This is a genomic window from Cognatishimia sp. (assembly GCF_964229375.1).
Classification (GTDB): domain Bacteria; phylum Pseudomonadota; class Alphaproteobacteria; order Rhodobacterales; family Rhodobacteraceae; genus Cognatishimia.
The window spans coordinates 1-12,896 of record NZ_CAXREH010000095.1 but is presented as its reverse complement, the minus strand read 5'-3'; the positions used below and the strand labels follow the sequence as shown (position 1 = coordinate 12,896).

Genomic DNA, 12,896 nt, shown 5'->3' with positions numbered 1-12,896 from the left:
TCACCAACGCCTTGCGTTTGCGGTGGGTGAAACCAACCTCTGTCACGACCGGAGAGACGCTATGAACATCGGACAGGTTGCAAAGTCTTCCGGCATCCCAGTCAAAACCATCCGCTATTATGAGGACATCGGTTTCATTCGCCCCGATCGCGACAGCAATGGCTATCGGAATTTCGCCGAAACTGATTTGCACAAGCTGGCTTTTGTCGGACGCGCCCGCTCGCTGGGCTTTACCATCGAGGAATGCCGAGCGCTACTGGCCCTATATGAGGATCAGTCCCGCGCCAGCGCCGATGTGAAACGTCTGGCGAAAGATCATTTAAAAGACATCGACGACAAGATCGCTGCGCTGAAATCCATGCGCGATACGCTGTCAGAACTGGTTACATCCTGCGCGGGCGATGACCGACCCGATTGTCCGATCCTGAATGATCTGGCGGGCCGCTAGTCTGGCCGTTTCGGGACAGGGCCGACGTATTTCTGGATCAGCTCTTCAGGGACTTCGCTGCCGTCATACAAAAACGGCAGGATGCCGCGCCGCGCGCTCTTGCCACGCCGTTCTTTAATGGCGTTATCAGACACCGTCACACGTTGCGACAAGCGACGCCCCCATTCTGCGAGATACCCATACAGCCGATCGATATCGCCCGCATGCGCGTCGGTTTTCGCAAGGTCGTGAAATTCTTGGGGATCTGAGTGCAGATCAAACAGCATAGTGCGGAATCCGCCTTCCGCATGGATCATCTTGAACCGCCCGTCAAAAACCATGAACAAGCGCGCATCGCGCGGTGCGACACCCAGCTTTGCAGCCGCGCCCATGGCGGAATAGTCGTACTCGCTGATCGCATATTCGCGCCAATCGGGCGTTTCCCCGTGCAGCCAAGGGGTCAGCGATCTGCCTTCCAGAATGTGATCAGCCGTTTTGCCGCCCGCTGTCTCGACAAACGTGGGCACTAGGTCAATGGATTCCACCAAGGCATCACAGACCGTCCCACGTGTGGTGTCGGCCTCGGCGCGGGGGTCATAGACGATCAGAGGCACTTTGACGGATTGCTCGTGAAACAGCTCTTTCTCGCCCATCCAGTGGTCGCCCAGATAGTCCCCGTGATCCGAGGTCAGAACGATCATGGTGTCCTGCATGCGCCCCGTCTCCTCGAGATACGCAAGCAGCCGCCCCAATTGATCGTCGCATTGTTTGATCAGGCCCATATAGGCCGGAATGACCTTTTCGCGCACCTCTTCGCGTTGAAACGCGCTGCAGATCGGGTTCTGCATATAGGCGCCGTAAACCGGATGCGGATCCTCGCGCTCGACGTCATGCCGCATCGGGGCGGGGACGTGCTCGGCGCTGTACATATCGTGATAGGGGGCTGGCACGATAAAGGGCCAATGGGGTTTGATATAGCTGACATGCGCGCACCACGGACCCTCGGCCTGTTCGATAAAGTCGATCGTGCGATCTGTCAGCCAGGGTGTTTCGCTGTGTTCTTCGCGGATGTTTGCGGGTTTGTCTGCGTTCTTGAACATCCAGCCCGAGGCCAGATTGCCGTCATCGTCAACGCCAGCATTGGCGAAATCAGCCCAGGGGTTCTCGCCTTCATAGCCCTGCGCTTTGAGGTATTCGTTATAGGGGCTGCGTTTTTCATCATAGAACCCGTCCGGGCCCTCTCCCCAAAGCCCATCGTCGCGGATCCAGACGTCAAATCCGCATTCCGCCTGCCGTGCGCCGATCATACTGTCAGGCGCCAGACCAAGCCGCGCCATACCGTCGGCATCAGCCACCATATGCGTCTTGCCAATCAGCCAGCAGCCCATTCCGGCGGCGCGCAGGTGATCCCCCATGGTGACCTCTCCGACGCGCAGGGGAAAGCCGTTGTTGGCCGCCCCATGCGAGGACACATAGCGCCCCGTATAGCTGCTCATGCGCGACGAGCCGCAGATCGGTGACTGGATATAGGCGTTGCTAAACCGCACACCCATCGCGGCCACTCGGTCAAAGTTTGGTGTATGAAGATGCGGATGACCGGCACAGCTTAGATAATCAAACCGAAGCTGGTCATACATGATGTAAAGAATGTTCATTCGCCCGCACCCCGAAATATCACCATAAAGTGGCGTATCACGGACCTACCAGCAGAACCTCAACGACTCAACTAGGCCTCGCGCAGACGCTCGCGAATGGTCAGCACGGCCGAATAGGTCGAGACGGAATAGGGCACCAGATAGGTCAGCAAGATCTTGGTCACGACCTCTGTGGTTATCTCGCCAGATAGCAGCCGATCACCATGGTTGATGATCGCAAGCAAAGTTCCCACAACCAAAGCAATAGAGGCCGCGCGACGCATTACAGCGGGTCGCATGCACAGTTCCAGCAAACCTGGGTCGGTCTTTTCTGTCATCATTGCCTCTCAGCCAGTCTGTGATCTCTATGGCAATCTCGCGCGGTTTGTTCCAGCCACATTCTTGTGACCAATCGATTTGCCAAAGACAGCTTCATCCATTCCCGAATTGTCAGCGCAGCCGCTTCGTGGCATGCAAGACCTTCTGTCAGGGCAAGGAGCGCAGCATGGCCGTTTATAACCTAGGGTCCATTAATATCGACCACGTCTACAGGATGGAGGCTTTCCCACGGCCGGGCCAAACCCTGAGTGCCGACAGCATGGTGACCAATCTGGGCGGCAAGGGGCTGAATATCTCGGTGGCCCTCAGCAAAGCCGGGGCTGACGTGCGCCATATCGGAGCGGTCGGGGCAGAGGATGCACAGGTTCAGTCGTTGTTGGCTCCTTTTGATCTGGATTTGTCGCGCGTCGCGTTGCTTGCCCAGCCAACGGGCCATGCGATTATCTATTTGGATCAAGAGCGCGAAAATCAGATCGTGATCTATCCCGGCGCCAATGGCGCGATAGAACGGGCGCATGTTGCCACAGCGCTGGCGGACGCCGGCCCCGAGGATTGGCTTGTCTTGCAAAATGAAACCAACGCCAACGACATCGGCCTTGCGATCGCGCGCGAAAAGGGCATGAAGGTGGCGCTTGTGGCTGCGCCGTTTGACGCCTCGATGCCTGCTTTGATGGAAATAGTTGATCTGGTCTCTGTCAATGAGGAAGAGCTGCGCGATTTTGAGGCCGCGACCGGCAGCTCGTTTCGGGACAGGACCGATATGGCGTTTCTGGTGACCTATGGTGCCGAGGGTGCTGAATTTGTGGCCGGAGGGGAAACCCATCGGGTCAAGGCCCACAAAGTGACGGTCGCCGACACAACAGGCGCCGGAGATACCTTCTTTGGCGGCTTCATGGCGCAATACGCAGCTGGGGCCTCTGTTGAGGATGCGTTGACCTTTGCTTCGGCGATGGCTGCGTTGCAGGTGCAGTCCATGGGCGCTGCGGTTGCCATTCCCGACCGTGCCGAAGTGCTGGCCTTTCTAAAAGGCTAACGAAGGTTCGCGTGTTATGTAGATATTTGTGGATTTTTCCCTGATGGGTGAGTCTCTATTCGGCGATGAAATCCACAAATTAATACTTCTCAAAAGTTAATTGCAGCCCTGTTTGTGAACAGTATCTCGCCTGTGGAAAACTGTTTCCATTTCCTGAGCAGGCGTTTCAGGACATGTCTATTTCTTCTGTGGACAACTCTCAATTTTGGCCATACTGATTAACAGTTTGTAAACGCATAAATTAAAATAAAAACAAATTCTTAGCTATATTTCCTCACGCGCGCCGCCGCATTGCCGCCGCAGTTGCTGACAGCGTGTAGGCAATTGCCCTACAGTGTCAGGCTTTTTCCTGACTTATCGCTTTTCTCAGCCAAGGCCACGCTTTCCTCAATTCTGGTTAATTGCCGCAAGAGGATTTCGAAAAAATGGCTCGAATTAGTGTATTTGGAATTGGGTATGTTGGCGCCGTTGCCGCCGCCTGTTTGGCTCGCGATGGGCACAAGGTTATCGCCGTTGATACAGACGAAACCAAGGTTGATCTTATCAATCGTGGCCAGTCTCCGCTTGTTGAAACGGGTCTGGGCAACCTGATTGCTCAGGGCATCGACAGCGATCGTCTGTTTGCAACCTCGGACGCCAGTTTCGCCATCGATCAGACCGATGTCAGCTTTATTTGTGTCGGAACCCCAAGCGACCCAAGTGGCGCTCTGGACCTGACTTTTATCAAAGAGGTCAGCCGCCAGATCGGGCAAGAATTGCGCGACAAGGACACGATGCACTCGGTGGTGCTGCGCTCGACGGTGTTGCCGGGCACCTCGGACGATGTCTGCTTGCCCTTGATTGAACGGCACGCGGGAAAAACGGCGGGGCGTGGGTTTGGCTTTGGCTATTACCCAGAATTTCTGCGCGAAGGCAGCGCCATCGAGGATTATGACGATGCCGGTCTGGTCGTCTTTGGTGCACTTGATGAGGCGACCCGTAACTTTTTGCACATGCTGAACGCGACACAAGATTGCTGTTTGCACGAGGTCGGTCTGCGGACCGCGGAAATGGTCAAATACACATCCAACAGCTGGCGGGCGACCAAGGTCACTTTTGCAAACGAAATCGGCAATATCGCAAAGGCCTGCGGGCTGGATGGCCACGAGGTGATGGACATCCTCTGCGCCGATCACAAGGTCAGCATGTCTCCGAAATTTCTGCGCCCCGGTTTTGCCTTTGGGGGCTCTTGCCTGCCCAAAGATATCCGGGCGTTGAAGCATCTGGCAGACCGCACTCAAACCCCCACGCCTTTGCTGAGTGCGGTGCTGGATGCAAACGATGCTCAGGTCTTGCGCGCCGAACGTATGGTGCGCGAGTCCGGGGCGCATCATGTCGGGCTTGTGGGGGTTTCCTTCAAGCCCGGCACCGATGATCTGCGCGAAAGCCCGTTGGTTGATCTGGCCGCGCGTCTGCTGGGGCAGGGGATCAACGTGTCGATCTATGATCCCTTTGTTGCGCGGATCGCGCAGGAGCAAGGCGAAGACCGCTTCCGCAAAAGCAAACTGCCGCAACTGAAACACATGCTGGTTCAGGATCTGGCCGACCTTGTCAACGAGGCCGACGCGTTGGTGATCGGGAACTTCTATGCCGAGACGGTCGAAATTCTGCGCGAAGCTTCGGTGACCAAGCCGACCATAGACTTAACCCGTTTGCGCCGGGATATGGTCAGCACCGGCACCTACGAAGGCATCTGCTGGTAAATCATGCTCGGTCACGTCGCATATATGATGGGCCTTGCGCTTTTGACCATGTTGGTCGGGTCAACAGACCTGACCGGCACGCGCGAGGCCTTTGTGGTTATCGGCGCATTGGGTCTGTGGCGATACAGCTGGGCCGCGTTGAATTTCGCCCGTGCGGTTTGGTTCAAACGCGTGGTTTATCCCGCGCGCAAAGCCGATGTGACCCGTGCCTACACAAAGCGCGGCCGGCCGGCGCGCGCGCATTTTCTGGTGACATCCTACAAAATTCCGTCGCAGGTCACATTGCGGGTTTACCGCAGCGTCTTTGCTGCCGCCATGGCCAGCAGAGGCGGTGCCCAGATCGTGGCCTCGGTCGTTGACAGCTCTGATGCGCGGCTGATCCAAACGATGTTTGATCATCAATGCAAAGGCGTCAAATCGGTCGGCTTGATCATCGACCGCATCCCAGGAACCGGCAAACGTGACGCCTTGGCCGAGGGGCTGCGGCAGATCGCAAAGACCTGTCCGACCCGCGAAGATATTGTGTTGCTTGTGGACGGCGACAGCTGTGTTCCAATTGATATTGTTGAGAAATCCGCGCCTTTCTTTACGGATCCCATGGTCGGCGCCCTGACAACCGACGAAACCGCCGAGATCGCCGAGGCAGGCCTGTTTCGGGATTGGTTCCGTCTGCGGTTTGACCAGCGTCAGGTGATGATGTGCTCGATGGGGCTGTCTGAGCGGGTGCTGACCTTAACCGGACGCATGTCCGTGTTCCGAGCGGATCTGGCCACCAATCCGGATTTCATCCGGCTGGTGCAAAACGACTATATCGACCATTGGCGCTTTGGACGCCTGGGCTTTCTGACGGGGGATGACAAGTCCACGTGGTTCTGGCTGCTGAAACAGGGCTACAAAATGGCCTATCTTCCCGATATTCGATCGGTCTCGATGGAAAGCCAACCCAAGGCAGGCTTTGTGGACAGCGCCGTGACGCTGATGACCCGCTGGTTTGGCAACATGCTGCGCACCAACACGCGCGCGCTGGCGTTGCCACGTCGGGACATCGGCACCTTTGTCTGGTGGTCGTTACTCGATCAGCGCATGTCGATCTGGAGCACGCTCGCGGGGCCAACTGCTGCGCTGATGGCAGCCTGGCTCTATGATCCGATGATCCTAATGGCCTATGCCACGTGGGTCTTGTTCACACGTTATGTGTTCTGCCTTGCGCTCAGCGGGTTTCGCGGGCGCGGGTTTCCGATCACCTATCCGGTGCTGCTGTATTTCAGCCAGCTTATGGGCGCGTTGGTCAAAAGCTATGTAAGCTTTCGGCTGGACCGTCAGAAATGGACGCGACAGGACACGTCGCACACACACGGGGCGGGGGCACCCCAAACATCTCGCTGGCGCACTGGGATGCGGCAGGCGGGCTCGGGCTATCTGCATGCTTTGGCTGTTGGATGGCTTGTGCTGGGGGTTTTCTATCTCGTTGGACAGAATGGTGGCACCCTATGACCGTCAACACGCTTTTGCGCGTACCAGAGTTTGATCTTGCGCCAGAAGAGGCGCTTACAGATCCAGGCTTTCACAGTGAATTTCCTCAGGTCAATTTGCCGTTTCAAATCACCATCGGCGGGCTGACGATGGACGGGATCAGCATTTCCCTAACCAAAGCGTTGGCGAGCGGGCGTCTGCCAGCCGATCTGGAGTATCAGGACGAACTTGTGTCCTTGCGCTTTGATTTTGATGGATTTTCTATCACGCTTTATGCCGATGCGATCCTGTCGCAAGATGCCAATGACGCGCAGGCGCCGGTGTCTGTGTTCTTTACCCATCCAACCGACGGGCATCTGTCGCCGCTTCGCTATCTGATCAACAGTTTTGTCGCCGGTGATACGGTTACAATGGGGCATTTGCTGAGTTCGGGCGCGGCCCCAGAGCAGGTGAGACCACAGGCCAGCACCCCTGCAGCCAAGCCTGCGCGCAAACCTCTGCGCATTCTCTTGCTGGCATTGCTTGGCTTTGGGTTTGGTTTTGCCGCAACGGACATGATCTATCACAGAGTTCTGCTCAGCCATGAGCCCCGTCCGCTGACGATCACTCAAGACAGTCAGGCGCTACGTGCCACGGCATCGGGTCAGATTGCTTTGATCAACCCGCAGGCCGCGCAGGGCGACGTGGCCTATTCGCTTCTGGCCAATCGCGGAGATCTGGTGAGCGTTCGGATGCCCTGTGATTGCGCCGCAGATCCGGCGCAAGGGGCATTTCAAGGGGCGACTGTCCTGAGTGGCGATCCGATCCTTTTGCTGACGTCAGACACGGTGTCAGCCACGGCACAGCTGCGTTTGTCGCAACGCGGCCTTTCACGGTATCTGGCAGGGGATCAGGCGGAAGTCGTCCTGGCCGATGGTCGGATCGTGCCGGTGGACCTGCGGATCGAGACACCAGATGCGCAGACCACAGCAACGGTGATCTGGCCACAAGACACACAGGCGCCAGACCCCGACAGCATCGCTCTTTTACGTTTCAACAAATTGAACGGGCGCTTTGTCCGCACTCTTTCCGCGCGCCTGACCGAGGTCCGAGCGCGGCTCCTTAACAAGTTTTGACTTGTACCCAAGCCCCACCGGGCCTGATCGGAGAACCGATATGAATGACATTACACCAGTTATCCTCTGCGGCGGCTCAGGATCCCGTCTGTGGCCTTTGTCCCGTGACGTGAAACCCAAGCAATTTCAGCCGGTTGAGGGTCATGGCTCCCATACGTTTTTTCAACAAACGGTACTGCGCCATCAATCCGTGGACTTTGGCGCGCCTCTGGTTGTGTCGGGGGTGCGGTTTGCCGATATGGTGCCGCAACAGTTGGCCGAAATTGGTCAGACAGCCCAGATCTTGATGGAGCCTTTGCCCCGCGGTACAGGCCCAGCCGTGCTGGCAGCTGCGCTGACTTTGGCCAAAAAGAACCCAAAGTCCATGATGCTGGTTGCCCCCTCTGACCACGTCATCAAAGGCGACATGCTGCCTGCGGTCAAAGCCGCGAAGGCTGCGGCGCGCAGCGGGCACATCGTCGTATTCGGCGTGGCCCCAAGATATGCAGAGACGGGTTTCGGCTATATCCTGGATGCAGGCGCGGTGGCCGGATTGTCCGGTGTCCGGCAGTGCGGCGGTTTCGTTGAAAAACCCTCACATTTCAAGGCCGCACAGCTGATGTCATCTGGCAGCGCTTATTGGGCCAGCGGCATTTCCATGTTCACCGCCGAAACGATTATCGCCGAGTTCGCACGCTTTGCGCCCGACACGCTGAGGGCTGTCAAAGCCGCCGTCACAGCCGCGCAGGGGGATGTGCTGAGCCAGTCGTCATATGCGCAGGCCGCCTCTGGCTCTACCGAGCAAATGGTCTTTGAAAACTCGGCCCGAATGCTGCTCGCGCCCTTGGACGTCGATTGGGATGATGTCGGCTGTTGGACATCGATGCACGCCATCGGAGAGCATGACAGCGAAGGCAACCTGATGCGCGGCGATGTGGTCAGCGTGGACACGCAGAACTCGATGGTGCGGGCCGAGGACAAGCTGGTGGCGGTTGTCGGGGTGTCGGACCTGATCGTTGTAGACACGCCCGATGCCTTGCTGGTCACCCGGCGCGGCCGCTGTCAAAGCGTGCGCCAGGTGGTCGACCGGCTGAAACAGTCGCGGCGGAAAGAAGGCCATCAATTCGCCCATGATCCGACCCAGCGGCCACCCGCCGATCACAGCTGGGGGGAAAGCCTGCGACTAAAACAAGCGGGGCAGGTTGATATGTCGTTGCTGCGCATTGCGGGGGGCAGTGCCATCCATCTTACCGGCACGCCCGAGCGTCAGATCATCCTGTTGTCGGGCCGCATCAACGTGGCGCGCGGTGCACGGAATTCCTGGCTCAACCCACGTGACCAACTGCGGCTTGGGCGCGGCGAGCAGGCGCAGCTTGAAAACCCGGACGAAACCGAAGTCGAGGCCCTGATGATGACCCACCGTGCTCCGTTGACACAAAAGACCGCGCCGCGCGTGGCGCATGTCGCGTCTTAGGTTGGGGGATTTTCCATGGTCTTTTCTTCCGAAGCCTTCCTGTTTTTGTTTCTGCCGGTATTCATGGCGGCCTATTTCCTGACACCGTTTAGGTGGCGATCTTTGACGATCCTTGTGGGCAGCTATGTGTTTTACGGCTGGTGGCGCGTCGATTTCCTTCTGCTTTTGATCGCAACAACCGGGTTTGCGTTCTGGATCGGGCAACGGATCGCGTTTTACCGTGCGGTGCCACTGGGGCGCCTTTATCTGACGCTTGGCGTCGCAGGGTGTCTCGCCGTTCTTGCAGTTTTTAAGTATTTGAATTTCTTCGTAGATAGCTTTGCCGATCTGGTCGGTAAAACGCCAGAAGAGCTGGGCGTTCACTGGCGTCTGATCTTGCCGATTGGGATCTCGTTCTATGTGTTTCAGGCCATAAGCTATCTGGTGGATGTTTATCGCAGCGACGCCCGCGCGTCTCATCGCCTGCTGGATTTCGCGGCCTTTATCGCGCTGTTTCCTCAGCTGATCGCAGGCCCGATCCTGCGATATAAGGATCTGGAGGATCAGTTTCAGAAACGCACCCATTCCGTGACGCAATTCAGCGAGGGCTTGGCGCGGTTTTTGATCGGGCTTGGCAAAAAGGTTCTACTTGCGGATTCATTGGCGCCTTTGGTCGCCGCAGGCTTTGACGCAGGAACGCCAAGCGCGACGCTTGCGTGGCTGGCCGCCATCGCGTTTGCCTTGCAGCTGTATTTTGATTTCTCAGGCTACAGCGACATGGCGATCGGCCTTGGCCGGATGATGGGGTTTACCTTTCCGGAAAACTTCCGTCACCCCTATGTGTCCCGGTCGATCACAGAATTCTGGCGGCGTTGGCACATTTCGCTGTCCACATGGCTGCGGGACTACCTGTACATCCCCCTCGGCGGCAGTCGTCGGGGCGCGCTGCGGACCTATGCAAACCTTGGGATCGTGATGTTGCTGGGCGGGCTGTGGCACGGCGCGAATTGGACGTTCGTGCTCTGGGGGCTGTGGCACGGTGGCTTGCTGGCTTGCGAACGCGCCGTGGGCTGGGATCAACGCGCCCGCAATGTTGCGTTTGCGCGCGCGCTCGCGTTGCTTTGTGTGCTGCTGGGGTGGGTGATGTTTCGCGCATCCTCTGTGCCCGAGGCCTGGCAGATCTATCAGGGGATGGTGGGGCTGAATGGGCTAGAGCTGACCCTTACCGAGGCCCGCCTTGTAAGCCGCGAAAGCCTGTTGGTCATCGTAATTGCGGCCCTTGTTGTCTGCCTAGAGCCCAGCATTTCCGTGCGCCCGCAACGTCGCCATCCAACCCGACGCTATGCCGCGCCGCAGGGACAGACCCTGGCGATCTGGGTCACGCCGGGCGTTCTCTTTGTCGGAGCGGTCACGGTTTTGAAACTGGCGGAACAAAGCTTCTCTCCCTTTTTGTATTTCCAATTCTGAGGGCAAAATGCGTTTAAGAACACTTCATATCACACTCATTCCATTCATGTTTTTCAGCTACGCAGCCCTTGTGAATATCATGCTGCTTTTCCCGAATGCATCAGGGCGCGCGGCATTGGACTGGACGGAGTCCTCTTTGCGTAGCTCGATCAATCAGCTCTATTCTGATCAGCCCTTGCACAGCAATTTCGCGCAAGCCGTGCTGGGTGCTGCGCGGTATGCCACGCTACGCGAAGGGCGCGTGGGTGTGGTGGTTGGCCCAAACGGTTGGCTGCTGTCGGACGAAGAGTTTCGCCCACCATTGCCGCCTGTCCAATCACAGAAGCTGCGGGGCGAAATCCTGTCTTTGGCGCAACAGCTTCGCAACGAGGGCACACAGGTCATCGTGCTGCTTTTGCCGACCAAGGCTCAAAGTCTTCGGCTTGGCCAGAATGACGATTTGCTGTCTGAAAAAAACAGTCTGATCAGAGAGTTACACAGTGCCGGGGTCGCCACGCTCGACGCCGCGCCGGCCCTAACAGGCCCTGCGCATTTCTTTCGAACTGACACGCATTGGACGCCCCTAGGAGCTCGATCTGTCGCTGACTATCTGGCCGACACGTTTCCCACGCTGTCCGGTGCGGCAGCGGTCGACAAAGAGGCAGGCGCCTCGGAAGCCTTCGCAGGCGACCTTATCCCGTTCATCACCACTGAAGCGTTTGCGCCGTTGATTGGCTTGCCCCCAGAGGTCGCCAGTTCGCCGCGCGTGCAGATCTCATCGGCGCAAACGCTGGATTTGTTTGCGGACCCCGAGGCGGCGCATGCGCTTGTCGGCACCAGCTATTCCGCCAACCGGCGTTGGGGGTTTGAGGATGCGTTAAAGCTCGCGCTATCCCATGATGTTCTCAATTTCGCGACGGTCGGGCAGGGGCCTATCGCGCCGATGCGCGCCTATCTTGAACGCGCGGGCCGCGCGACATCCGGCGTTGTCATCTGGGAAATCCCCATTCGGTATCTGACCGACCCAAACCTGGTTGGGAGTGCGTCATGACCTATGTTCAGGCCACCCTCCGGTGGATCGCGATGCCGTTGTGGGTGTTGGCGTCTGTCTTCTGGGCCAGCAGCGCGCAGGCCTCGCAATTTGGTTGTAAAGGCCTGCAAACGAACAAAGATCTGCCCGTGCTTGAAGGCAAAGACGGTGTTTTCTTTCGCATACAGTCTGACCTGCGCATGGACCACCGCATGTCGGATGCAGCCATCGCGCAACTGGCGGCGCTGTCGCGTGAATTGGCGTGGCAAGGGACGCTGTTGGTCTATCTGCCGGTGCCGACCAAAGGTCTTGCGATGCCGCAAGCCTTGCCAGCGGATGCCGCGCTTTTTGGGTTTGATCCAGAGCGTGCCACGCGGGTCTTTGAGGATCTGATTGACCGGATGTCCGACGCAGGCGTCTTGGCTGTGAACGCTGTACCGCAGATGCGGGCTTTACCGTCAGAAACGCCACCGTTTTTCGCGGCAGATTTCCACTGGACGGGCTATGGCGCGCGCGCGGCGGCACAGGCCATCGCCGAGCGGCTGTCGCAAGATCCAGGCTATCAGGCCCTGCCAAAGTCAGAGTTCGTCAGCACGCCGCAGGGCCAAGAGCGTCCTTTCTCTGGTATGCGGCGGGTGTTGCAGAACAATTGCCATGATGCATTGCCGCAGGCTGTAACAATGCGGTTCGCTACCGAGAAACAATCAGGCGAGTCTGACGGCGCTCTGGATCTGTTCGGCGCCACTCAAACCGACACAATCGCTCTGGTTGGAACCAGCTTTTCTGACAGCGAAATCAACAACTTTGCCGGATTTATTTCCGAGGCAACCGGCCTTGATGTGATCAACTATGCGCTAACGGGGGGCAACCAGTTCGGAGCGATCCAAGACTATCTCACCTCGCGCGACTTTCAGCAGAACCGGCCTGCCATTCTGATCTGGGAGAACCCGATCTACAATGCGCTGACTCGTTTTGCCGATCAGCCCATGCGCGAACTTCAAGCCGCCGCAAGAGGCGCGTGTGACACCCAGCTTGACGTGGCAGGCCCCATGCAGGTGCACTTGTCAAGCGATGTCGGGCCGCAGGACACGATCCTGCTGGATCTGGGCCAGTCGCTTGCCCGGCGCGCGTCATTTCGGTTCACCACAGCTGACGGGCATCGGCGTACGCGCGTGATCACACGTACAGCCCGCCAAACCCCCAGCGGTCGGTTTTTCATGCCGCT

The 12,896-nt window shown here is 57.9% G+C and carries 10 protein-coding genes and 1 pseudogene; 9 read left to right on the top strand and 2 right to left on the bottom strand.

Annotation, left to right across the window (positions count from 1 at the left end):
- Positions 1–61: 61 nt before the first annotated feature.
- Entirely contained in the window at positions 62–448 is a 387-nt protein-coding gene (gene cueR / locus ACEQWH_RS07425; RefSeq protein ID WP_370229312.1) for a Cu(I)-responsive transcriptional regulator, read from the top strand.
- On the opposite strand, the gene ACEQWH_RS07420 is transcribed toward cueR, so the two are convergent.
- Together ACEQWH_RS07420 and nrtS are read right to left on the bottom strand one after the other, a co-directional pair.
- Positions 445–2,082, bottom strand: coding sequence for a sulfatase-like hydrolase/transferase (locus ACEQWH_RS07420; protein WP_370229310.1), 1,638 nt, complete (start codon positions 2,080–2,082; stop codon positions 445–447). The genes cueR and ACEQWH_RS07420 overlap by 4 nt on opposite strands.
- 71 nt (positions 2,083–2,153) lie before the next feature.
- Positions 2,154–2,399, bottom strand: a complete 246-nt coding sequence (gene nrtS / locus ACEQWH_RS07415) for a nitrate/nitrite transporter NrtS (protein ID WP_370229307.1) — start codon at positions 2,397–2,399, stop codon at positions 2,154–2,156.
- A 167-nt stretch (positions 2,400–2,566) separates the two neighbouring features.
- On the opposite strand from nrtS, the gene ACEQWH_RS07410 reads away from it, so the two are divergent.
- The 8 genes and pseudogenes from ACEQWH_RS07410 to ACEQWH_RS07375 form a co-directional block, all read left to right on the top strand.
- Positions 2,567–3,433, top strand: a complete 867-nt coding sequence (locus tag ACEQWH_RS07410) for a ribokinase (RefSeq protein ID WP_370229305.1) — start codon at positions 2,567–2,569, stop codon at positions 3,431–3,433.
- Between the two features lie 425 nt (positions 3,434–3,858).
- Positions 3,859–5,175 carry a nucleotide sugar dehydrogenase gene (locus tag ACEQWH_RS07405; protein WP_370229303.1) on the top strand — a complete coding sequence of 439 codons (1,317 nt, stop codon included), beginning with the start codon at positions 3,859–3,861 and terminating at the stop codon, positions 5,173–5,175.
- Positions 5,176–5,178: 3 nt separating this feature from the next.
- Positions 5,179–6,669, top strand: a complete 1,491-nt coding sequence (locus tag ACEQWH_RS07400) for a glycosyltransferase (protein WP_370229301.1) — start codon at positions 5,179–5,181, stop codon at positions 6,667–6,669.
- Positions 6,666–7,763: a hypothetical protein gene (locus tag ACEQWH_RS07395; protein ID WP_370229299.1), complete on the top strand. Its 1,098-nt coding sequence runs from the start codon at positions 6,666–6,668 to the stop codon at positions 7,761–7,763. The genes ACEQWH_RS07400 and ACEQWH_RS07395 overlap by 4 nt, the downstream gene beginning before the upstream one ends.
- Before the next feature lie 40 nt (positions 7,764–7,803).
- On the top strand, positions 7,804–9,216 hold the full coding sequence (locus ACEQWH_RS07390) for a mannose-1-phosphate guanylyltransferase (RefSeq protein ID WP_370229297.1): 1,413 nt from the start codon (positions 7,804–7,806) through the stop codon (positions 9,214–9,216).
- A 15-nt stretch (positions 9,217–9,231) separates the two neighbouring features.
- Entirely contained in the window at positions 9,232–10,662 is a 1,431-nt protein-coding gene (locus ACEQWH_RS07385) for an MBOAT family protein (RefSeq protein ID WP_370229296.1), read from the top strand.
- 7 nt (positions 10,663–10,669) lie between these two features.
- Positions 10,670–11,692 (top strand): hypothetical protein, encoded by a 1,023-nt coding sequence (locus tag ACEQWH_RS07380; protein ID WP_370229294.1) that lies wholly within the window; start codon positions 10,670–10,672, stop codon positions 11,690–11,692.
- Positions 11,689–12,896 (top strand): annotated as a pseudogene (locus tag ACEQWH_RS07375) (hypothetical protein); the annotation flags it as partial. The gene ACEQWH_RS07380 and the pseudogene ACEQWH_RS07375, both read left to right, overlap by 4 nt.

What these genes read in the sequence shown, in the direction of transcription:
- cueR (WP_370229312.1), top strand. Translation starts at nt 62, where the DNA reads ATGAACATCGGACAGGTTGCAAAGTCTTCCGGCATCCCAGTCAAAACC.
- ACEQWH_RS07420 (WP_370229310.1), bottom strand. Translation starts at nt 2,082, where the DNA reads ATGAACATTCTTTACATCATGTATGACCAGCTTCGGTTTGATTATCTA.
- nrtS (WP_370229307.1), bottom strand. Translation starts at nt 2,399, where the DNA reads ATGACAGAAAAGACCGACCCAGGTTTGCTGGAACTGTGCATGCGACCC.
- ACEQWH_RS07410 (WP_370229305.1), top strand. Translation starts at nt 2,567, where the DNA reads ATGGCCGTTTATAACCTAGGGTCCATTAATATCGACCACGTCTACAGG.
- ACEQWH_RS07405 (WP_370229303.1), top strand. Translation starts at nt 3,859, where the DNA reads ATGGCTCGAATTAGTGTATTTGGAATTGGGTATGTTGGCGCCGTTGCC.
- ACEQWH_RS07400 (WP_370229301.1), top strand. Translation starts at nt 5,179, where the DNA reads ATGCTCGGTCACGTCGCATATATGATGGGCCTTGCGCTTTTGACCATG.
- ACEQWH_RS07395 (WP_370229299.1), top strand. Translation starts at nt 6,666, where the DNA reads ATGACCGTCAACACGCTTTTGCGCGTACCAGAGTTTGATCTTGCGCCA.
- ACEQWH_RS07390 (WP_370229297.1), top strand. Translation starts at nt 7,804, where the DNA reads ATGAATGACATTACACCAGTTATCCTCTGCGGCGGCTCAGGATCCCGT.
- ACEQWH_RS07385 (WP_370229296.1), top strand. Translation starts at nt 9,232, where the DNA reads ATGGTCTTTTCTTCCGAAGCCTTCCTGTTTTTGTTTCTGCCGGTATTC.
- ACEQWH_RS07380 (WP_370229294.1), top strand. Translation starts at nt 10,670, where the DNA reads ATGCGTTTAAGAACACTTCATATCACACTCATTCCATTCATGTTTTTC.